This is a genomic window from Streptomyces sp. NPDC097981 (assembly GCF_040302565.1).
In the GTDB taxonomy this organism is placed as follows: domain Bacteria; phylum Actinomycetota; class Actinomycetes; order Streptomycetales; family Streptomycetaceae; genus Streptomyces.
This window is the reverse complement of record NZ_JBEORW010000029.1, coordinates 86,012-106,525: the sequence shown is the minus strand read 5'-3', so window position 1 is coordinate 106,525 and position 20,514 is coordinate 86,012. Positions and strand designations below refer to the sequence as shown.

Below are 20,514 nucleotides of genomic sequence, written 5' to 3'. Positions count from 1 at the left end.
GGGGTCCGGGGCCGTCGGCTGCATACGCGCGTACGCGGGGGTCTTACAGGCCTGCGGCCGTGCGCAGCGCGTCGACGCGGTCGGTGCGCTCCCAGGTGAAGTCCGGCAGCTCGCGGCCGAAGTGGCCGTAGGCGGCGGTCTGGGCGTAGATCGGGCGCAGCAGGTCGAGGTCGCGGATGATCGCGGCCGGGCGGAGGTCGAAGACCTGGCCGATCGCGTCCTCGATCTTCTGGACCTCGACCTTGGCGGTGCCGAAGGTCTCGACGAAGAGGCCGACGGGCTCGGCCTTGCCGATGGCGTACGCCACCTGGACCTCGCAGCGCGAGGCCAGGCCCGCGGCGACCACGTTCTTGGCGACCCAGCGCATCGCGTAGGCGGCGGAGCGGTCGACCTTGGACGGGTCCTTGCCGGAGAAGGCGCCGCCGCCGTGGCGGGCCATGCCGCCGTACGTGTCGATGATGATCTTGCGGCCGGTCAGGCCGGCGTCGCCCATCGGGCCGCCGATCTCGAAGCGGCCGGTCGGGTTGACCAGCAGGCGGTAGCCCTCGGTGTCCAGCTTGATGCCGTCCTCGACGAGCTCCTTGAGCACGTGCTCGACGACGAACTCGCGGATGTCGGGGGCGAGCAGCGAGTCCAGGTCGATGTCCGAGGCGTGCTGCGAGGACACGACGACCGTGTCGAGGCGGACGGCCTTGTCACCGTCGTACTCGATGGTGACCTGGGTCTTGCCGTCGGGGCGCAGGTACGGGATGGTGCCGTTCTTGCGGACCTCGGACAGGCGGCGCGAGAGCCGGTGCGCGATGTGGATCGGGAGCGGCATGAGCTCGGGGGTCTCGTCGCACGCGTAGCCGAACATCAGGCCCTGGTCGCCGGCGCCCTGCTTGTCGAGCTCGTCCTCGTCGCCCTCGACGCGCTTCTCGTAGGCGGTGTCCACGCCCTGGGCGATGTCCGGGGACTGGGCGCCGATGGACACCGACACGCCGCAGGAGGCGCCGTCGAAGCCCTTCTTCGAGGAGTCGTAGCCGATCTCGAGGATCTTGTCGCGGACGAGCTGCGCGATCGGCGCGTAGGCCTTCGTCGTCACCTCACCGGCGATGTGGACGAGACCGGTGGTGATGAGGGTCTCCACGGCCACACGCGAGGTCGGGTCCTCGGCGAGAAGCGCATCGAGGATCGTGTCGCTGATCTGGTCAGCGATCTTGTCGGGGTGACCCTCGGTGACGGACTCCGAGGTGAACAGGCGACGGGACACAACGCTCCCTGGGGTTGCAGCGGCTGCTGGCTGATCATTTGGCGGAACCACACCGGGGGCTGCGCCCGATCACGTTCCGGATGCAGTTTATCGGTCGCCACCGTTTAGCGGACCACTTGTCTCGCCCAATGGGAGCCATGTGACCTGCGGCACTCCATTCTGGCTCATGGAATCGGCTACGAGAAGGGCCGTTGCTCAGGCGCGTCGGGGGGCGAGTCGCGGGGCGACCTGATCCCAAATCACCTCGGCAAGCGCTTCCTTCGGACCATAGGGAACCGGCATCTCGGCCCCATCGGAGGCCAGGATCACAGCCTCGTTCTCCTCGGAACCGAAGGTCTTGGATTCGCCCACCTCGTTCACGACGAGAAGATCACACCCCTTGCGGAGCAGTTTGGCCCGGCCGTTCGCGAGCACGTCGTCGGTCTCGGCGGCGAATCCCACCACGACCTGGCCTTCCCTGGCCCGGTCGGCCGAGACCTCCGCGAGGACGTCGGGGTTGCGGACGAGCGCCACCGGCGCCGGGTCCTGGCCGTCCTTCTTCTTGATCTTGCCGCCGGCGTACTCGGCCGGCCGGAAGTCGGCGACGGCCGCGGCCATCACCACGGCGTCGGCGTCCGCGGCCGCCTTGAGCACGGCCTCGCGCAGCTGTACGGCCGTCCCCACCCGTACGACGTCCACGCCGGCCGGGTCGGCGAGCGCGGTGTTGGCCGCCACGAGGGTGACCCGCGCCCCGCGGGCCACGGCCGTGCGGGCCAGTGCGTAGCCCTGCTTGCCGGAGGAGCGGTTGCCGAGGAACCGGACCGGGTCGAGCGGTTCCCTGGTGCCGCCCGCGCTGATCACCACGTGCCGGCCGGCCAGGTCGGGCTCGGCCACCCCGCGGGCCAGGACCCTGCGGCACACCTCGTAGATCTCCTCGGGGTCGGGGAGCCGTCCCTTGCCGGTGTCCTTGCCGGTGAGCCGGCCGACGGCGGGCTCGATGACGACGGCGCCGCGGCGGCGCAGCGTGGCCACGTTCTCCCGGGTGGCGGGGTGCTCCCACATCTCGGTGTGCATGGCGGGGGCGAAGACCACCGGGCAGCGGGCGGTGAGGAGCGTGTTGGTGAGCAGGTCGTCGGCGAGGCCGTGCGCGGCCTTGGCGAGCATGTCGGCGGTGGCCGGGGCGACGACGACGAGGTCGGCGGACTGTCCGATCCGGACGTGCGGCACCTCGTGGACGGTCTCCCAGACCTCGGCCTGGGCCGGGTTGCCGGACAGCGCGGCCCAGGTGGCCTCGCCCACGAAGTTCAGGGACGCCGCCGTGGGCACCACCCGTACGTCGTGTCCGGACTCGGTCAGTCGGCGCAGCAGCTCGCAGGCCTTGTACGCGGCGATCCCGCCGCTGACTCCGAGCACGACCTTCGGCTTACCCACCACACACGCCCTTTCGGCTGATCGTCGTACCTGTCTATGACACACCACAGGCCCGGCAGATGTTCTGCCGGGCCTGTGGTGAAAGGAATGCACGAAGCCTTACTGGGCCGGGGCCTCGATGGCCTCGGAGGTCAGCAGACCCGCGTTGATCTCGCGCAGCGCGATCGAAAGCGGCTTCTCGTGGACGTGGGTGTCCACCAGCGGGCCGACGTACTCAAGCAGGCCCTCACCGAGCTGCGAGTAGTACGCATTGATCTGACGCGCGCGCTTGGCCGCGTAGATCACGAGGCTGTACTTCGAGTCCGTGGCCTCAAGCAGCTCGTCGATCGGCGGGTTGATGATGCCCTCGGGCGCAGTGATGGAAGAGGACACGCTCTACCTTCCGAAGATGGGTTGAAAGATCGAAACGCTGACGAACACCGATCGATTGAACATCGATCAACGATCAGACAACTGCCACCAAGGCTAGCAGCTCACGTGCCACGTCCTCGACGGAGGTGTTGACCAGGGTGGTGTCGAACTCGGACTCGGCAGCGAGCTCGACCTTGGCGGTCTCCAGCCGGCGCTGGATGACCTCCGGCGACTCGGTGCCGCGGCCGGTGAGCCGGCGGACCAGCTCCTCCCAGCTCGGCGGCGCCAGGAAGACCAGCTGGGCTTCGGGCATCGACTCGCGGACGAGTCGCGCGCCCTGGAGGTCGATCTCCAGGAGGACGGGTTCGCCGTTCTCCAGTCGCTCCACCACCGCGCCGCGCGGTGTGCCGTAGCGGTTGCCCGCGAACTCGGCCCACTCCAGCAGCTCGCCGTTGGCGATCAGCTTGTCGAACTCGTCGTCGTTGACGAAGAAGTAGTGGACTCCGTGTCGCTCACCGGGCCGCGGCTTGCGGGTGGTGGCCGACACCGAGAGCCATACCTCGGGGTGGACCTTGCGCATATGCGCGACGACCGTGCTCTTGCCGACCCCCGAAGGGCCGGAGAGCACGGTCAGCCGCGGACGAACCTCTGCTGCCATAGAGCGATTATCCAGGTTCTCGGGACTGCCTGAGAACGCCGGAAGAACTTCAGGCAACGCGTCAGCCGGCAGGGGTGCCGAACTCACGCTCCAGAGACGCGATCTGGTTGGAACCGAGACCTCGGACACGCCGGGACTCGGAGATGCCGAGGCGCTCCATGATCTGCTTGGCGCGGACCTTGCCCACGCCAGGCAGGGACTCCAGCAGGGCGGAGACCTTCATCTTGCCGATGACGTCGTTCTCCTGGCCCGTCTTGATGACCTCTTGGAGCGAGGCGCCGGAGTGCTTGAGTCGATTCTTCACCTCGGCCCGCTCCCGGCGAGCCGCGGCGGCCTTTTCGAGCGCGGCTGCGCGCTGTTCAGGGGTAAGGGGCGGAAGAGCCACGCCTACGTCACCTCGGATGTCGAACTGTCGGATACGGACCGGTGGGGAACCCTAGGGCGCCACACCAGGCGAATGCCCGAACAGCGGTGGAACTCGTTCGCTGCTCGTTCACTCTGCTCGGAGACTAGCGGGCATGGCCGCTCCAGTCAGCGAGAACGGACGAAAAGTCCTGGTCAGCCTCCACTGAACCGTACATCACCGACAAATCACCCCGGTTTTGTCCGGTGAAAGACGTTCGAATTTCGTCAGACCGTACGACGTGCGGTGCGGTCGGTGCGGTCGGCGGCTCTCCCGGACGACGTCAGGCGGAGACCGCCGCGCGGATTTCGTCCGCGAACCGGGCGGCCGAGGAGCGCAGCGCGGCGGCGTCCGGACCGTGCTTCAGCACGCCCCGCGACACGTTCGGGACGACGTTGCGCACGGCCGCGCCGAAGACCGCCGGCAGGTCGGCCGCCGTCGCGCCCTGCGCACCGATGCCCGGAGCCAGCAGCGGCCCGTTGATGTCCAGGTCGAACGACGACAGATCGCCCAGCGTGGCGCCGACCACGGCTCCGAAGGAGCCCATCGGCGACGCGCCGGCGTTCTCCGCCGCCAGGTGGCCGAGCATCGTCGCACCGATGGTCCGGCCGTCCTCGCGCACCGCGCGCTGGACCTCCGCGCCCTCCGGGTTGGAAGTGAGGGCGAGGACGAAGAGCCCGGCGCCCGAGCGGCGGGCCAGCTCCACCGCCGGCTCCAGCGAGCCGTAGCCCAGGTACGGGGACACCGTCAGCGCGTCGGAGAACAGCGGCGAGGACGGCGACAGGAAGGTCTGCGCGTACGCGGCCATCGTCGAGCCGATGTCGCCGCGCTTCGCGTCCATCACGACCAGGGTGCCCGCCGCCCGGGCGTCGGCCACGGTCTGCTCCAGCACCGCGATGCCCTTCGAGCCGAAGCGCTCGAAGAAGGCCGCCTGCGGCTTGAAGACGGCGACCGAGTCGGCCAGCGCCTCGACGACCGTGCGGGAGAACTTCTCCAGGCCCGCGATGTCGTCGTTCAGGCCCCACGACGAGAGGAGGGCCGCGTGCGGGTCGATGCCCACGCAGAGCGGGCCTCGGGTGTCCATCGCCGCGCGCAGGCGGGTGCCGAAGGGCGTCACGGGGGTCTCGGGGGTCTGCGTCACGGAGGTCTCGGTCACTGGGCGGCCTTTCGGGTTTCGGCACCGACGGCCTCGGCGAGGGTCGCGTACGGGCTGGTGGCCAGGCGCGCGGCCAGGCCCTTGTGGATGGCGCGGGCGTAGAACGGGCCCTCGTAGATGAACGCGCTGTACCCCTGGATCAGGGTCGCGCCGGCCAGGATCCGCTGCCAGGCGTCCTCGGCGTTCTCGATGCCCCCGACGCCCACCAGCACCAGGCGGTCGCCCACGCGGGCGTACAGGCGGCGCAGGACCTCCAGGGAGCGCTCCTTGACCGGGGCTCCGGACAGGCCGCCGGTCTCCTTCACGAGGGACGGGGAGGACTTCAGGCCCAGCCCCTCCCGCGCGATGGTGGTGTTCGTCGCGATGATGCCGTCCAGGCCCAGCTCCAGCGCCAGGTCCGCGACCGCGTCCACGTCCTCGTCCGCGAGGTCGGGGGCGATCTTGACGAGGAGCGGGACCCGGCGGTCGGTCACCGTGCGGTCCGCGGCCTCCCGTACGGCCGTCAGGAGGGGGCGCAGGGACTCGGTGGCCTGGAGGTTGCGCAGGCCCGGCGTGTTCGGCGAGGAGACGTTCACGACCAGGTAGTCCGCGTGGCGGGCCAGCCGCTCGGTGGAGGCGACGTAGTCCGCCACCGCCTCCTCCTCCGGCACGACCTTGGTCTTGCCGATGTTGACGCCCACGACCGTCCTGAAGACCGGCACACGGGCCGCCAGGCGGTCCGCCACGGCCGCCGAGCCCTCGTTGTTGAAGCCCATGCGGTTGATCAGTGCGCGGTCCGGCACGAGCCGGAACAGCCGCTTCTTGGGGTTGCCGGGCTGCGCCTGCGCCGTGACCGTGCCGATCTCGATGTGGTCGAAGCCGAGCATGGACATGCCGTCGATGGCGACGGCGTTCTTGTCGAAGCCCGCCGCGAGGCCGAAGGGGCCGTGCATGCGCAGCCCGAGCGCCTCGGTGCGCAGCTCCTTGAAGCGCGGGGCCAGGGCGGCCGCCACGAAGGTGCGCAGCACCGGGGTGCGGGCCGCGAGGCGGATCCAGCGGAAGGCCAGGTAGTGGGCCTGCTCCGGGTCCATCCGCTTGAAGACGAGGTCGAAGAAGAGTTTGTACATGTCGAGAAGATCCCTTGTGCGCTCATGACGAGGGGGACACGGATGCGCATCGCGCATTCGTGTCCCCCTCCTCGTACGGGCTGCTAGTCGCGGGCCGCGGTCAGGTGCTCCGCGTGCTCCTGGAGCGAGCGGACGCCCACGTCGCCGTGGCCCAGTGCCTCGATGCCCTGGACGGCCGCGGCGAGTGCCTGGACCGTGGTCAGGCACGGGACGCCGCGCGCCACGGCCGCCGTGCGGATCTCGTAGCCGTCGAGGCGGCCGCCGGTGCCGTACGGGGTGTTGACGATCAGGTCGACCTGGCCGTCGTGGATGAGCTGGACGACGGTCTTCTCGCCGTTCGGGCCCTCGCCCTCGCTGAGCTTGCGCACGACGGTGGCGTTGATGCCGTTGCGGCGCAGCACCTCGGCGGTGCCGGAGGTGGCCATGAGCTCGAAGCCGTGGGCGACCAGCTCGCGCGCCGGGAAGATCATCGATCGCTTGTCGCGGTTGGCGACGGAGATGAACGCGCGGCCCTTGGTGGGCAGCGGGCCGTAGGCGCCGGCCTGCGACTTGGCGTACGCGGTGCCGAAGACGGAGTCGATGCCCATGACCTCGCCGGTGGAGCGCATCTCCGGGCCGAGGACGGTGTCGACGCCGCGGCCGTGGATGTCGCGGAAGCGCGACCACGGCATGACGGCCTCCTTGACGGAGATCGGCGCGTCGAGCGGCAGGGTGCCGCCGTCGCCGGTCTTCGGGAGCATGCCCTCTTCGCGCAGCTCGGCGATGGTGGTGCCGAGCGAGATGCGGGCGGCGGCCTTCGCGAGCGGGACCGCCGTGGCCTTCGAGGTGAAGGGGACGGTGCGGGAGGCACGCGGGTTGGCCTCCAGGACGTAGAGGATGTCACCCGCCATCGCGAACTGGATGTTGATCAGGCCGCGTACGCCGACGCCCTTGGCGATGGCCTCGGTGGAGGCGCGCAGGCGCTTGATGTCGAAGCCGCCGAGGGTGATCGGGGGCAGGGCGCAGGCCGAGTCGCCGGAGTGGATGCCGGCTTCCTCGATGTGCTCCATGACACCGCCGAGGTAGAGCTCGGTGCCGTCGTAGAGGGCGTCGACGTCGATCTCGATGGCGTCGTCGAGGAAGCGGTCGACGAGCACGGGGCGGGTCGGGGAGATCTCGGTGGACTCCGCGATGTACGCCTCAAGGCGGGTCTCGTCGTAGACGATCTCCATGCCGCGGCCGCCGAGCACGTAGGACGGGCGGACGAGGACCGGGTAGCCGATCTCGTCGGCGATCGCCTTCGCACCCGCGAACGTGGTGGCGGTGCCGTGCTTGGGGGCGGGCAGGCCCGCCTCGGCGAGGACCCGGCCGAAGGCGCCTCGGTCCTCGGCGGCGTGGATGGCCTCCGGCGAGGTGCCGACGACCGGGACGCCGTTGTCCTTGAGCGCCTGGGCGAGGCCCAGCGGGGTCTGGCCGCCGAGCTGGACGACGACACCGGCGATGGGGCCGGCCAGCGACTCGGCGTGGACGATCTCCAGCACGTCTTCGAGCGTCAGCGGCTCGAAGTACAGGCGGTCGGAGGTGTCATAGTCGGTGGAGACGGTCTCCGGGTTGCAGTTGACCATCACGGTCTCGTAGCCGGCGTCGCTCAGGGCGAAGGAGGCGTGGACGCAGGAGTAGTCGAACTCGATGCCCTGGCCGATGCGGTTCGGGCCGGAGCCCAGGATGATGACCGCGGGCTTCTCGCGGGGCGCGACCTCGCTCTCCTCGTCGTAGGAGGAGTAGAAGTACGGGGTCTTCGCGGCGAACTCGGCGGCGCAGGTGTCGACCGTCTTGTAGACCGGGCGGACGCCCAGGGCGTGGCGGACCTCGCGGACGACGTCCTCGCGCAGGCCGCGGATCTCGGCGATCTGGGCGTCGGAGAAGCCGTGGCGCTTGGCCTCGGCGAGCAGCTCGGGGTGGAGCTTCTCGGCGGCGGCCAGCTCGTCCGCGATCTCCTTGATCAGGAAGAGCTGGTCGACGAACCAGGGGTCGATCTTCGTGGACTCGAAGACCTCTTCCTGGGTCGCGCCGGCGCGGATGGCCTGCATGACGGTGTTGATGCGGCCGTCGGTGGGGCGGACCGCGGTGGCGAGCAGCTCGGCCTTGTCGCCGGGCTCGCCGACGAAGGTGAACTGCGAGCCCTTCTTCTCCAGGGAGCGCAGGGCCTTCTGGAGGGCCTCGGTGAAGTTGCGGCCGATGGCCATGGCCTCGCCCACCGACTTCATGGTCGTGGTGAGGGTGGCGTCGGCGAGCGGGAACTTCTCGAAGGCGAAGCGCGGGGCCTTGACGACGACGTAGTCGAGGGTCGGCTCGAAGGAGGCCGGCGTCTTCTCGGTGATGTCGTTGGGGACCTCGTCGAGGGTGTAGCCGATGGCCAGCTTGGCGGCGATCTTGGCGATCGGGAAGCCGGTGGCCTTCGACGCGAGCGCCGAGGAGCGGGAGACGCGCGGGTTCATCTCGATGACGATGACGCGGCCGTCGACCGGGTCGATCGCGAACTGGATGTTGCAGCCGCCGGTGTCGACGCCGACCTCGCGGATGATCGCGATGCCGATGTCGCGCAGGCGCTGGTACTCGCGGTCGGTCAGCGTCATCGCCGGGGCGACGGTGATCGAGTCGCCGGTGTGGACGCCCATCGGGTCGAAGTTCTCGATGGAGCAGACGACGACCACGTTGTCCTTGGTGTCGCGCATCAGCTCCAGCTCGTACTCCTTCCAGCCGAGGATGGACTCCTCCAGGAGCACCTCGGTGGTCGGGGAGAGCGTGAGGCCCTGGCCGGCGATGCGGCGCAGCTCGTCCTCGTCGTGGGCGAAGCCGGAGCCGGCGCCGCCCATGGTGAACGACGGGCGGACGACGACGGGGTAGCCGCCGAGGGTCTCGACGCCGGCGAGGACGTCGTCCATGGAGTGGCAGATGACCGAGCGGGCGGACTCGCCGTGGCCGATCTTGGCGTTGACGGCCTCGACGACGCCCTTGAAGAGGTCGCGGTCCTCGCCCTTGTTGATGGCCTCGACGTTGGCGCCGATGAGCTCGACGCCGTACTTCTCCAGCACACCGTGCTCGTGCATGGAGATCGCGGTGTTGAGCGCGGTCTGGCCGCCGAGGGTCGGGAGCAGCGCGTCGGGGCGCTCCTTCGCGATGATCTTCTCGACGAACTCGGGGGTGATCGGCTCGACGTACGTGGCGTCGGCGATCTCCGGGTCGGTCATGATCGTCGCGGGGTTGGAGTTCACCAGGATGACCCGCAGGCCCTCGGCCTTGAGGATGCGGCAGGCCTGGGTGCCGGAGTAGTCGAATTCGGCGGCCTGTCCGATGACGATCGGGCCGGAGCCGATGACCAGGACGGACTGGATATCGGTGCGCTTAGGCACGCTCGGCCTCCATCAGGGATACGAAGCGGTCGAAGAGGTACGCGGCGTCGTGCGGGCCGGCAGCCGCTTCGGGGTGGTACTGGACGGAGAAGGCCGGCTGGTCGAGCAGCTGGAGGCCTTCCACGACGTCGTCGTTCAGGCAGACGTGGGAGACCTCGGCGCGGCCGTAGGGGGTCTCGGAGACCTTTTCGAGGGGCGCGTCGACGGCGAAGCCGTGGTTGTGCGCGGTGACCTCGACCTTGCCGGTGGTGCGGTCCTGCACCGGCTGGTTGATGCCGCGGTGGCCGTACTTCAGCTTGTACGTGCCGAAGCCGAGCGCGCGGCCCAGGATCTGGTTGCCGAAGCAGATGCCGAAGAGCGGGGTCTTGCGCTCCAGAATGCCCTGCATGACGGCGACGGGGCCGTCGGCGGTGGCCGGGTCGCCCGGGCCGTTGGAGAAGAAAACGCCGTCGGGGTTGACCGCGTACACGTCCTCGACGGTGGCGGTGGCGGGCAGCACGTGCACCTCGATGCCGCGCTCGGCCATCCGGTGCGGGGTCATGCCCTTGATGCCGAGGTCGACGGCGGCGACGGTGAAGCGCTTCTCGCCGATCGCGGGGACGACGTAGGTCTCCTTGGTGGCGACCTCGGCGGAGAGGTTCGCGCCCTTCATCTGCGGCTGCGACTGGACCTTGGCCAGCAGCGCCTCGTCGCGGATGCCCACCCAGGCCTCGCCCGAGAAGATGCCGACGCGCATGGCGCCGCGCTCGCGCAGGTGGCGGGTCAGGGCGCGGGTGTCGATGCCGGAGATCCCGACGACGCCCTGCTTGACGAGCTCCTCGTCCAGCGAGCGCTGCGAGCGCCAGTTGGAGGGGACGCGGGCGGGGTCGCGGACGACGTAGCCGGCCACCCAGATGCGGGAGGACTCGGGGTCCTCGTCGTTGACCCCGGTGTTGCCGACGTGCGGGGCGGTCATCACGACGACCTGCCGGTGGTACGACGGGTCGGTGAGGGTCTCCTGGTATCCGGTCATGCCGGTGGAGAACACGGCCTCGCCGAAGGTCTCCCCCACAGCGCCGTAGGCGCGGCCGCGGAAGATCCGACCGTCCTCCAGGACGAGTACGGCGGGAGCTTTGGCTGCTCCCCTGGTGGAGGTCGTCATCGTTCGGCGCCTTCCGTCGTGATGGATTGGTTCATGAGGTTGATCGCTTCGACCCAGGCGGCGTGTTCGGCCGCGCGGTCGGAGCGGAATCCGGAGTCGATCAGCTTGTCGCCGTGCGCCCAGGTGACGACGAGGAGACCGCCCTCGGTGAGTACCTTGCCCGCGATTCCCTTGTCGAGGCGGGCGCCGCGCAGCTGCGCGGCCGGTACGAAGAAGTCGGTGGCACCCGGACGGACCACGTCGAGGCCCGCGTCGGTGAGCGTGAGCTCGACCCGGCTGCGGACGCCCAGACCGTGGGCGACGATCCGGTCGAGCCACTGCCCGGCGGTGGTGGACCCGTGGTACCGGCCGGTCAGGGCCAGCCGGTGCTCGGGGAGGCCGCCGGGGGCGGCGGGCAGCTCCGGCAGATCGCTCTGCAGTGTGCCGCGCCATTTCCAGCCCTGCCGCATCAGCCAGTACACGAAAGCGATGAAGACGAGCAGACCGATCACCCACGCGATGCGGGCGCCCCAGTCCGTCACCTCCGCCGACCTTCGCTCGGCGGCCTCGGCGGCCAGTTGGATTACTGCAGGTGTCACGCCAGATTCCCGTCCACGACCGTTGCCCGGCCCCGCAGGAAGGTGTGAGTGACGCGACCCGGCAGCTCACGGCCCTCGTAAGGCGTGTTGCGGCTGCGGGAGGCGAAGTGTGCGGGGTCCACCACACCACGGTACGAGGTATCGACCAGGGTCAGGTTCGCGGGTTCACCTGCCGAGACGGGGCGGCCGTGGTTGTCCAGGCCGCCGATCCGCGCCGGGGCGAAGGACATGCGCTCGGCGACGCCAGCCCAGTCGAGCAGTCCGGTCTCGACCATCGTCTGCTGGACGACGGAGAGCGCGGTCTCCAGGCCCACCATGCCCATGGCGGCGGCGGCCCACTCGCAGTCCTTGTCCTCGTGCGGGTGCGGGGCGTGGTCGGTGGCGACGATGTCGATCGTGCCGTCGGCGAGGGCCTCGCGCAGGGCCGTCACGTCGCGCTCGGTGCGCAGCGGCGGGTTGACCTTGTAGACCGCGTTGTACGAGCGGACCAGCTCGTCGGTGAGGAGGAGGTGGTGCGGGGTGACCTCGGCGGTGACGTCGATGCCGCGGGCCTTGGCCCAGCGGACGATCTCGACGGAGCCGGCGGTGGAGAGGTGGCAGATGTGCACGCGGGAGCCGACGTGCTCGGCGAGGAGGACGTCGCGGGCGATGATCGACTCCTCGGCGACGGCCGGCCAGCCGCCGAGGCCCAGCTCGGCGGAGACCACGCCCTCGTTCATCTGGGCGCCCTCGGTCAGGCGGGGCTCCTGGGCGTGCTGGGCGACGACCCCGCCGAATGCCTTCACGTACTCCAGGGCGCGGCGCATGATCACGGCGTCGTCGACGCACTTGCCGTCGTCGGAGAAGACGGTGACGCGGGCGGCGGACTCGTGCATGGCGCCGAGCTCGGAGAGCTGCTTGCCTTCCAGGCCGACGGTGACGGCGCCGATGGGCTGCACGTCGCAGTAGCCGGACTCCTTGCCCAGGCGCCAGACCTGCTCGACGACGCCGGCGGTGTCGGCGACCGGGAAGGTGTTGGCCATGGCGAACACGGCCGTGTAGCCGCCGGAGGCGGCGGCGCGGGTGCCGGTCAGGACGGTCTCGGAGTCCTCGCGGCCGGGCTCGCGCAGGTGGGTGTGCAGGTCGACGAGGCCGGGGAGGAGGACCTGGCCCTCGGCTTCGATGACGGTCGCGCCCTCGGCGGACAGGCCGGTGCCGACCTCGGCGATGGTCTCGCCGTCGATCAGGACGTCCTGCACGTCGCCGCCGAGTACCTTCGCGCCGCGGATAAGGATCTTGCTCATGGTTACTTGCTCTCCTCGGTGCGGGCGGTGGTGCTGGTGGTGACGGCGGGCTCGGAGCCGCCGAGCAGCAGGTACAGGACGGCCATGCGGATGGAGACGCCGTTGGCGACCTGCTCGACGACGGTGCAGCGGTCGGAGTCGGCGACCTCGGCGGTGATCTCCATGCCGCGGACCATGGGGCCGGGGTGCATGACGATGGCGTGCTCGGGCATCCTGGCCATGCGGGCGGCGTCCAGCCCGTAGCGGCGGGAGTACTCGCGCTCGGTCGGGAAGAACGCGGCGTTCATGCGTTCGCGCTGCACACGAAGCATCATGACGGCGTCGGACTTGGGAAGCACCTCGTCGAGGCCGTACGAGACCTCGCAGGGCCAGGTCTCGACGCCGACGGGGACGAGGGTGGGCGGGGCGACGAGGGTGACCTCGGCGCCGAGCGTGTGCAGCAGGTCGACGTTGGAGCGGGCGACGCGGCTGTGCAGGACGTCGCCGACGATGGTGATGCGGCGCCCGGCGAGGTCCTTGCCGAGGCCGGCGTCGCGGCCGACGAGGCGGCGGCGCATGGTGAAGGCGTCCAGCAGGGCCTGGGTGGGGTGCTGGTGGGTGCCGTCACCGGCGTTGATGACGGGGGCGTCGATCCAGCCGGAGGTGGCGAGCCGGTAGGGGGCTCCGGAAGCGCCGTGCCGGATGACGACGGCGTCGACGCCCATCGCCTCCAGTGTCTGGGCGGTGTCCTTGAGGGATTCGCCCTTGGACACCGAGGAGCCCTTGGCCGCGAAGTTGATGACGTCGGCGGAGAGCCGCTTCTCGGCGGCCTCGAAGGAGATCCGGGTGCGGGTGGAGTCCTCGAAGAAGAGGTTGCAGATCGTTCGGCCGCGCAGGGTGGGCAGCTTCTTTATCGGCCGGTCGGCGATCCGGGCCATCTCCTCGGCGGTGTCGAGGATGAGGACGGCGTCGTCGCGCGTGAGATCGGCGGCCGAGATGAGGTGGCGCTTCATCAGGGTGCTCCGTATGTCGATGAGGTCAGAGCGGAGGGGAGGGCGGGGCGGCGGACCGGCTTGAGTGCGGCAGGGCAGGCCTGCGCGCGGGCCCCGTGGCCGGGGCCCTCACTCGTACGGGCTACTGCCCGGTTGCGGTGTCGGTCCGCTGGCCGAGCAGCACGGCGTCGCGGCCGTCCTCGTCCTGGAGCTGGACCTTGACGGTCTCCCGCAGCGACGTGGGGAGGTTCTTGCCGACGTAGTCGGCGCGGATCGGCAGTTCGCGGTGACCGCGGTCGACGAGGACCGCGAGCTGCACTGCGCGGGGGCGGCCGAGGTCGCCCAGGGCGTCGAGGGCCGCTCTGATGGTGCGGCCGGAGAAGAGCACGTCGTCGACGAGGACGACGAGGCGTCCGTCGATGTCGTCGCCGGGGATCTCGGTGCGGCCGATCGCGCGGGCGGGCTTCATCCGCAGATCGTCGCGGTACATGGTGATGTCGAGGGATCCGACCGGGATCTTGGCGCCGGTGATCTCTTCGAGTTTGGCGGCCAGCCGGCGGGCGAGGTACACACCGCGGGTGGGAATGCCGAGGAGCACCACGTCGTCGGCGCCCTTGGCGCGTTCGACGATCTCGTGGGCGATGCGGGTCAGCACCCGCGCGATGTCCTGTGCCTCAAGCACGGGGCGCATCGCGTCGATGCCCTGGGCATCGACGTTCCGAGCAGCCTGAGCGTCCATGAAAAGGACCTCCTTCTCCGCCTCACGGGACGGACCTTAAAGGACGTCTGATGTACGTGTTCCACGGTACCAGGACCCAGGAGGGGGACCGTCACCGGGCCCGTCCGGCACCCCTCGTACGTGGGCGTGCGACATCATTCGGCTTGACGCATCCAAGTAACGCTGCGTAACCTCACAGTGAGTTACCAGCCGCGGCGGAGCCGCACGTGGTCCATGTCTTACAGCGTCCATGTCGTCACAGCGTCACAGCGTCCGGGAGCGTTATGTCCAGCGAATACGCCAAGCAGCTCGGGGCCAAGCTCCGCGCCATCCGCACCCAGCAGGGCCTCTCCCTCCATGGTGTCGAGGAGAAGTCCCAGGGCCGGTGGAAGGCCGTGGTGGTCGGGTCGTACGAGCGCGGGGACCGCGCCGTCACGGTCCAGCGCCTCGCCGAGCTGGCGGACTTCTACGGGGTGCCGGTGCAGGAACTGCTGCCGGGTACGACTCCCGGTGGGGCGGCCGAGCCGCCGCCGAAGCTGCGCCTCGACCTGGAGCGCCTGGCCGGCGTGCCCGCCGAGAAGGCCGGCCCGCTGCAGCGTTACGCGGCGACCATCCAGAGCCAGCGCGGCGACTACAACGGCAAGGTCCTGTCGATCCGCCAGGACGACCTGCGCACCCTGGCCGTCATCTACGACCAGTCCCCCTCGGTCCTGACCGAGCAGCTGATCAGCTGGGGCGTGCTCGACGCGGATGCGCGTCGCGCCGTGGCGCACGAGGACATCTAGTCCCCGCGCCCAGGACCAGCAGAAACGTTACCGGCGTGGGCCGGGAGCCAGGAGTGGCTCCCGGCCCACGCCGGTTTTGTTTCCCGGGCCGGGGAGCCGGGCCGGGAAACGGACGGAGGGCCCGCAGCGCGCGTGCGCTGCGGGCCCTCCGTTCCGGCCGAACCGCCTGGGCTACTCGCCCCGGCGCAGGCTCGGCTTCAGGTCCTTGAAGCGGGCCAGCAGCCCGTTCACGAACGAGGGGGACTCGTCCGTCGAGAACTCCTTGGCCAGCTGGACGGCCTCGTCGATGGCCACGGCGTCCGGGGTGTCGTCCACCCAGATCAGCTCGTAGGCACCGAGCCGCAGGATGTTCCGGTCCGCAACCGGCATGCGGTCGAGTTCCCAGTCCACGGCGTAGGTGACGATCAGGTCGTCGATGCGGTTCACCTTGTCGGCGTATCCCTCGACGAGATCCATCGTGAAGGCGCTGACGGGCGGCTGCCGGTCGTCCGACCGCGCGTGGCGGATCCAGTCCGCGAGGACCTCGCGCACGGGCACGCCGCGCTGATCGGCCTCGAACAGGATCTGGAAGGCGCGCTTGCGCGCGTTGCTGCGGGCAGCCACGGTTAGCTGTTCACCCGGCCGAGGTAGTCGCTGGTGCGGGTGTCGACCTTGACCTTCTCGCCCGTGTTCACGAAGAGCGGGACCTGGATCTCGTGGCCGGTCTCCAGGCGGGCCGGCTTGGTGCCACCGGTGGAGCGGTCGCCCTGGACGCCGGGGTCGGTGTGCTCGATCACGAGCTCGACGGCGGCCGGGAGCTCGACGTAGAGCACCGAGCCCTCGTGCTGGGCGACGGAGGCGGTGAAGCCCTCGATGAGGAAGTTGGCGGCGTCGCCGACAGCCTTCTTGTCGACCATCAGCTGGTCGTAGGTCTGCATGTCCATGAAGACGAAGTACTCGCCGTCCATGTACGAGAACTGCATGTCACGGCGGTCGATGGTGGCCGTCTCGACCTTCGTGCCGGCGTTGAAGGTCTTGTCGACGACCTTGCCGGAGAGCACGTGCTTGAGCTTGGTGCGCACGAAGGCCGGGCCCTTGCCGGGCTTGACGTGCTGGAACTCGACGACGGACCAGAGCTGGTCACCGTCGAGCTTGAGCACCATGCCGTTCTTGAGGTCGTTCGTGGAAGCCACGGTTCGGGAATCTCCTGCACTGGAAGACCACGGGTGCGCGCACGACCCGCCGCAGCGGGCTAGAGCGCGAGCAGCTCCTTGGTCGTAATGGTGAGTAGCTCGGGACCGCCGTCCGCCTCGGGGCGTACGACGAGCGTGTCATCGATCCGGACACCTCCCCGGCCCGGGAGGTGAACCCCCGGTTCGACGGTGACCGGCACGCAAGCGTCCAGTTTACCCATTGCCGTAGGTGCAAGCTGCGGGTCCTCGTCGATTTCGAGGCCGACCCCGTGTCCGGTCGACGGAGCGAGGGCCTCGCCATGGCCTGCGGAGTCCAGTACGGAGCGCGCGGCATGGTCGACCTCGCGGTACGCGGCCCCCGGTACGAGCGCCTCGCGGCCCGCCCGCTGAGCAGCGAAAACAAGATCATAGAGTTCGATCTGCCAGTCGGCCGGGCTGGTGCCGATCACGAAGGTCCGGCCGATCTCACACCGGTAGCCGCGGTAGTTGGCACCGAGGCAGACGGAGAGGAAGTCGCCCTCCTCGACCCGGCGGTCGGAGGGCCGGTGCCGGGAGCGGCCGGAGTTCGGCCCGGTGCCGACGGAGGTCGGGAAGGCCGGGCCGTCCGCGCCGTGGTCGACGAGGCGGCGCTCCAGCTCCAGGGCGAGATGGCGTTCGGTCCGCCCCACCAGGATCGACTCCAGCAGCTCGCCCAGGGCCTGGTCGGCGATCTCGGCGGCGATCCGCAGGCAGGCGATCTCCTCCTCGTCCTTGACGAGGCGCTGCTGCTCCACGGCGGTCCCGAGATCGGCGAGCCGCAGCTTGGGGGCGACGGAGCGCAGGGCGCGGTGGCGGGCGACCGTCAGATGGTGCTCCTCGACGGCCAGCGACTCGGCCCGCAGGGAGCCGGCCATGTCCCCGGCGGCGACGGCCGCGTCGCTGCCGGGGCCGGACAGCACGGAGAGCGTGAGCCGCTCGTCGAGGCGCCCCTCGTCGCAGTCGCCGGTGGGCGGGCCGACGGTGAACACCGCGTCCTCGCCGCCCGGCCCGACGAGCAGGACGGCGCCCGGCGGGGACGCCCCTGCGAGGTAGCGGACGTTCGCCGGACGCGTGATCAGAGCGGCGGCGTTCCCCGCGGCGGCGCAGCGGTCGCGAAGCAGGCCCCGGCGGGCCGCGTACACGTCTGACATGTCTTCGAGCCTACGAGCGCCCCGCGCATCCGGCCTGGTGAGCACACCCGTACGGGGGCCGGCGGCGCCGCGGGGGGCATCGCCGGACCCCGGGCCGGGTCAGTCGCCGACGTACGCGCAGAGGTGTTCGCCGGTGAGGGTGGAGCGGGCGGCGACGAGGTCGGCGGGGGTGCCCTCGAAGACGATCCGGCCGCCGTCGTGGCCGGCGCCGGGGCCGAGGTCGATGATCCAGTCGGCGTGCGCCATGACCGCCTGGTGGTGCTCGACGACGATGACCGACTTGCCGGAGTCGACGAGGCGGTCGAGCAGGCCGAGCAGCTGCTCGACGTCGGCGAGGTGCAGGCCGGCCGTCGGCTCGTCGAGGACGTAGATGCCGCCCTTCTCGGCCATGTGGGTCGCCAGTTTGAGCCGCTGCCGCTCACCGCCGGACAGCGTGGTGAGCGGCTGGCCGAGGCTGATGTAGCCGAGCCCGACGTCGGCGAGCCGGCCCAGGATGCGGTGCGCGGCCGGTGTGTGCGCCTCGCCGGCTCCGAAGAACTCCTCGGCCTCGGTCACCGACATGGCCAGCACTTCGCTGATGTCGCGGCCGCCGAGGTGGTACTCCAGCACCGATGCCTGGTAGCGCTTGCCCTCGCACTCCTCGCAGGGGGTCGCGACGCCGGCCATCATCGCCAGGTCGGTGTAGACGACGCCGACGCCGTTGCAGGTGGGGCAGGCACCCTCGGAGTTGGCGCTGAACAGAGCCGGCTTCACTCCGTTGGCCTTGGCGAACGCCTTGCGGATCGGGTCGAGCAGCCCCGTGTACGTCGCCGGGTTGCTCCTCCGCGAGCCGCGGATTGCGCCCTGGTCGACCGACACCACGCCTTCACCGGCAGGGATCGACCCGTGCACGAGGGAGCTCTTGCCGGAGCCGGCGACACCGGTGACGACAGCGAGGACCCCGAGCGGGATGTCGACGTCGACGCCCTGCAGGTTGTGCGTGGTCGCGCCGCGGATCTCCAGGGCGCCGGTGGGCGTGCGCACCGCATCCTTGAGGGAGGCCCGGTCGTCGAAATGGCGGCCGGTGACGGTGTCGCCGGTCCGCAGGCCCTCGACGGTGCCCTCGAAGCAGACGGTGCCGCCCGCCTGGCCGGCGCCGGGGCCGAGGTCGACGACGTGGTCGGCGATCGCGATCATCTCGGGCTTGTGCTCCACGACGAGCACCGTGTTGCCCTTGTCCCGCAGCCGGAGCAGCAGGTTGTTCATCCGCTGGATGTCGTGGGGGTGCAGGCCGGTGGTGGGCTCGTCGAAGACGTACGTGACGTCGGTGAGCGAGGAACCGAGGTGGCGGATCATCTTGACGCGCTGCGCCTCGCCGCCCGACAGCGTGCCGGCCGGCCGGTCGAGCGACAGGTAGCCGAGGCCGATCTCCACGAAGGAGTCCAGGGTCTGCCGCAGGGCTTCGAGGAGCGGCGCCACCGACGGGTCGCCGAGGCCGCGGACCCACTCGGCGAGGTCGCTGATCTGCATCGCGCAGGCGTCGGCGATGCTGATCTTCTCGATCTTCGACGACCGGGCCCCCTCGCTCAGCCGGGTGCCGTCGCACTCGGGGCAGGTGGTGAAGGTGACCGCCCGCTCCACGAACGCTCGGATGTGCGGCTGCATGGCCTCCTTGTCCTTGGACAGCATCGACTTCTGGAGCTTGGGGATCAGCCCCTCGTAGGTGAGGTTGACGCCGTTGACCTTGACCTTGGTCGGCTCCCGGTAGAGGAAGTCCTGCATCTCCTTCCTGGTGAACCTGGCGATCGGCTTGTTCGGGTCGAGGAAGCCCGACTCGGCGTAGACCTGCACGGTCCAGAAGCTGTCCGACTTCCAGCCGGGGATGGTGAACGCGCCTTCGGCGATCGACTTGGAGTCGTCGTAGAGCTGCGTGAGGTCGATGTCGGAGACCGTGCCCCGGCCTTCGCAGCGGGTGCACATGCCGCCGGTGCGGTTGAAGGTGGCCTTCACCGTCTTCTTGGCACCGCGCTCCACGGTGATCGCACCGCTCGCCCGGACCGAGGGCACGTTGAAGGCGTACGCGCTGGGCGGCCCGATGTGCGGTGCGCCGAGCCGGCTGAAGAGGATGCGGAGCATCGCGTTGGCGTCGGTGGCGGTGCCGACGGTGGAACGGGGGTCGGCGCCCATCCGCTGCTGGTCCACGGCGATCGCGGTGGTCAGCCCGTCGAGAACGTCGACCTCGGGCCGCGCCAGGGTCGGCATGAAGCCCTGGACGAAGGCGCTGTAGGTCTCGTTGATCAGCCGCTGCGACTCCGCGGCGATCGTGTCGAACACCAGTGAGCTCTTGCCCGAGCCGGAGACTCCGGTGAACACCGTCAGGCGGCGCTTCGGGATCTCGACGCTGACGTCCTTGAGGTTGTTCTCGCGCGCGCCGTGCACGCGGATCAGGTCGTGGCTGTCGGCATCGTGCGGCGCGGGAGCCTGCGTACCCGTCCTCGTGGCCATGTTCATCGGGTCTCCGTCTGTCGGGGCGGGCGGCCCGGCCGGCTCCGGCCGGTTCCGGGCCTCACGTCTGGGTCTACTGCGCGGTGCGGGTCACGCTCAGCGGTCCTGGAGCAGCCCGAGGACGTTGCCGTCGGCGTCGGTGACAGTGGCGGTCAGGCGGCCGCCGCCGACGTCGTGCACGGGCTCCTTTACGGTGGCACCCGCGGCGGTCACCTCGGCGAGCTTCGCTTCGATGTCCGGCACGTGCCAGTAGGCCACGGGCGAGGTCATGCCCTGGGCCGCGCCGCCGGGCACCAGTCCGATCTGCTGGCCGGCGACCTCGAAGCCGACGTAGTAGGGCTCGTCGGTCTGCGGCGGCACGCCGAGCAGGGCTGCGTACACCTCCTTGGCTTTCGCGAGGTCGGAGACGGGGTGCAGCACGGTCTTGATTCCCTGGACGGAAGAGCCGGTCATGATCACTCCTGGGGTGGCGGGTCGGATCCGGA

At 70.2% G+C, this 20,514-nt stretch carries 19 protein-coding genes; 1 reads left to right on the top strand and 18 read right to left on the bottom strand.

Annotated elements, in window-relative coordinates; translation table 11 throughout:
- Positions 1 to 43: 43 nt before the first annotated feature.
- The 13 genes from metK to pyrR all read right to left on the bottom strand — a co-directional run bounded on the left by metK (position 44) and on the right by pyrR (position 14,440).
- Positions 44 to 1,252 (bottom strand): methionine adenosyltransferase, encoded by a 1,209-nt coding sequence (gene metK / locus ABTY04_RS26325; protein ID WP_352215853.1) that lies wholly within the window; start codon positions 1,250 to 1,252, stop codon positions 44 to 46.
- 195 nt (positions 1,253 to 1,447) lie between these two features.
- A complete protein-coding gene (gene coaBC / locus ABTY04_RS26320; RefSeq protein WP_352215852.1) occupies positions 1,448 to 2,662 on the bottom strand; it encodes a bifunctional phosphopantothenoylcysteine decarboxylase/phosphopantothenate--cysteine ligase CoaBC in 1,215 nt (404 codons plus the stop codon).
- Positions 2,663 to 2,761: 99 nt separating this feature from the next.
- Entirely contained in the window at positions 2,762 to 3,034 is a 273-nt protein-coding gene (gene rpoZ, locus ABTY04_RS26315; RefSeq protein WP_004948662.1) for a DNA-directed RNA polymerase subunit omega, read from the bottom strand.
- Between the two features lie 73 nt (positions 3,035 to 3,107).
- On the bottom strand, positions 3,108 to 3,671 hold the full coding sequence (gmk, locus tag ABTY04_RS26310) for a guanylate kinase (protein ID WP_352215851.1): 564 nt from the start codon (positions 3,669 to 3,671) through the stop codon (positions 3,108 to 3,110).
- Between the two features lie 61 nt (positions 3,672 to 3,732).
- Complete coding sequence (locus ABTY04_RS26305) at positions 3,733 to 4,056, bottom strand: integration host factor (RefSeq protein ID WP_008740406.1); 324 nt, start codon at positions 4,054 to 4,056, stop codon at positions 3,733 to 3,735.
- A 301-nt stretch (positions 4,057 to 4,357) separates the two neighbouring features.
- Positions 4,358 to 5,191, bottom strand: coding sequence for an orotidine-5'-phosphate decarboxylase (pyrF, locus tag ABTY04_RS26300; protein WP_352215865.1), 834 nt, complete (start codon positions 5,189 to 5,191; stop codon positions 4,358 to 4,360).
- 35 nt (positions 5,192 to 5,226) lie between these two features.
- Complete coding sequence (locus tag ABTY04_RS26295) at positions 5,227 to 6,336, bottom strand: quinone-dependent dihydroorotate dehydrogenase (RefSeq protein WP_352215850.1); 1,110 nt, start codon at positions 6,334 to 6,336, stop codon at positions 5,227 to 5,229.
- 83 nt (positions 6,337 to 6,419) lie between these two features.
- Positions 6,420 to 9,728 carry a carbamoyl-phosphate synthase large subunit gene (gene carB, locus ABTY04_RS26290; RefSeq protein ID WP_352215849.1) on the bottom strand — a complete coding sequence of 1,103 codons (3,309 nt, stop codon included), beginning with the start codon at positions 9,726 to 9,728 and terminating at the stop codon, positions 6,420 to 6,422.
- Positions 9,721 to 10,869 carry a glutamine-hydrolyzing carbamoyl-phosphate synthase small subunit gene (gene carA, locus ABTY04_RS26285; protein WP_352215848.1) on the bottom strand — a complete coding sequence of 383 codons (1,149 nt, stop codon included), beginning with the start codon at positions 10,867 to 10,869 and terminating at the stop codon, positions 9,721 to 9,723. The genes carB and carA overlap by 8 nt, the downstream gene beginning before the upstream one ends.
- Complete coding sequence (locus ABTY04_RS26280; RefSeq protein ID WP_352215847.1) at positions 10,866 to 11,447, bottom strand: PH-like domain-containing protein; 582 nt, start codon at positions 11,445 to 11,447, stop codon at positions 10,866 to 10,868. The genes carA and ABTY04_RS26280 overlap by 4 nt, the downstream gene beginning before the upstream one ends.
- The gene (locus ABTY04_RS26275; protein ID WP_352215846.1) at positions 11,444 to 12,730 is read right to left on the bottom strand and encodes a dihydroorotase; all 1,287 of its coding nucleotides are present in this window, start codon (positions 12,728 to 12,730) and stop codon (positions 11,444 to 11,446) included. The genes ABTY04_RS26280 and ABTY04_RS26275 overlap by 4 nt, the downstream gene beginning before the upstream one ends.
- A gap of 2 nt (positions 12,731 to 12,732) precedes the next feature.
- Positions 12,733 to 13,722, bottom strand: a complete 990-nt coding sequence (locus tag ABTY04_RS26270; RefSeq protein ID WP_352215845.1) for an aspartate carbamoyltransferase catalytic subunit — start codon at positions 13,720 to 13,722, stop codon at positions 12,733 to 12,735.
- Positions 13,723 to 13,843: 121 nt separating this feature from the next.
- Positions 13,844 to 14,440, bottom strand: coding sequence for a bifunctional pyr operon transcriptional regulator/uracil phosphoribosyltransferase PyrR (gene pyrR, locus ABTY04_RS26265; RefSeq protein ID WP_352215844.1), 597 nt, complete (start codon positions 14,438 to 14,440; stop codon positions 13,844 to 13,846).
- Between the two features lie 263 nt (positions 14,441 to 14,703).
- Here pyrR and bldD point away from each other — a divergent pair, with 263 nt between their 5' ends.
- The gene (bldD, locus tag ABTY04_RS26260) at positions 14,704 to 15,204 is read left to right on the top strand and encodes a transcriptional regulator BldD (protein ID WP_007263032.1); all 501 of its coding nucleotides are present in this window, start codon (positions 14,704 to 14,706) and stop codon (positions 15,202 to 15,204) included.
- A gap of 171 nt (positions 15,205 to 15,375) precedes the next feature.
- On the opposite strand, the gene nusB is transcribed toward bldD, so the two are convergent.
- The 5 genes from nusB to ABTY04_RS26235 form a co-directional block, all read right to left on the bottom strand.
- The gene (nusB, locus tag ABTY04_RS26255; protein WP_030157452.1) at positions 15,376 to 15,807 is read right to left on the bottom strand and encodes a transcription antitermination factor NusB; all 432 of its coding nucleotides are present in this window, start codon (positions 15,805 to 15,807) and stop codon (positions 15,376 to 15,378) included.
- Positions 15,808 to 15,809: 2 nt separating this feature from the next.
- Positions 15,810 to 16,376 carry an elongation factor P gene (efp, locus tag ABTY04_RS26250; protein ID WP_352215843.1) on the bottom strand — a complete coding sequence of 189 codons (567 nt, stop codon included), beginning with the start codon at positions 16,374 to 16,376 and terminating at the stop codon, positions 15,810 to 15,812.
- Positions 16,377 to 16,435: 59 nt separating this feature from the next.
- Entirely contained in the window at positions 16,436 to 17,545 is a 1,110-nt protein-coding gene (locus tag ABTY04_RS26245; RefSeq protein ID WP_352215842.1) for a M24 family metallopeptidase, read from the bottom strand.
- A gap of 99 nt (positions 17,546 to 17,644) precedes the next feature.
- Positions 17,645 to 20,035 carry an ATP-binding cassette domain-containing protein gene (locus ABTY04_RS26240; RefSeq protein WP_352215841.1) on the bottom strand — a complete coding sequence of 797 codons (2,391 nt, stop codon included), beginning with the start codon at positions 20,033 to 20,035 and terminating at the stop codon, positions 17,645 to 17,647.
- A gap of 90 nt (positions 20,036 to 20,125) precedes the next feature.
- On the bottom strand, positions 20,126 to 20,482 hold the full coding sequence (locus ABTY04_RS26235; RefSeq protein WP_352215840.1) for a VOC family protein: 357 nt from the start codon (positions 20,480 to 20,482) through the stop codon (positions 20,126 to 20,128).
- Positions 20,483 to 20,514: the final 32 nt, after the last annotated feature.

Coding starts and splice junctions, on each gene's coding strand:
- gmk (WP_352215851.1), bottom strand. CDS start 3,671: ATGGCAGCAGAGGTTCGTCCGCGGCTGACCGTGCTCTCCGGCCCTTCG.
- ABTY04_RS26295 (WP_352215850.1), bottom strand. CDS start 6,336: ATGTACAAACTCTTCTTCGACCTCGTCTTCAAGCGGATGGACCCGGAG.
- carA (WP_352215848.1), bottom strand. CDS start 10,869: ATGACGACCTCCACCAGGGGAGCAGCCAAAGCTCCCGCCGTACTCGTC.
- ABTY04_RS26275 (WP_352215846.1), bottom strand. CDS start 12,730: ATGAGCAAGATCCTTATCCGCGGCGCGAAGGTACTCGGCGGCGACGTG.
- ABTY04_RS26270 (WP_352215845.1), bottom strand. CDS start 13,722: ATGAAGCGCCACCTCATCTCGGCCGCCGATCTCACGCGCGACGACGCC.
- pyrR (WP_352215844.1), bottom strand. CDS start 14,440: ATGGACGCTCAGGCTGCTCGGAACGTCGATGCCCAGGGCATCGACGCG.
- bldD (WP_007263032.1), top strand. CDS start 14,704: ATGTCCAGCGAATACGCCAAGCAGCTCGGGGCCAAGCTCCGCGCCATC.
- ABTY04_RS26245 (WP_352215842.1), bottom strand. CDS start 17,545: ATGTCAGACGTGTACGCGGCCCGCCGGGGCCTGCTTCGCGACCGCTGC.
- ABTY04_RS26240 (WP_352215841.1), bottom strand. CDS start 20,035: ATGAACATGGCCACGAGGACGGGTACGCAGGCTCCCGCGCCGCACGAT.
- ABTY04_RS26235 (WP_352215840.1), bottom strand. CDS start 20,482: ATGACCGGCTCTTCCGTCCAGGGAATCAAGACCGTGCTGCACCCCGTC.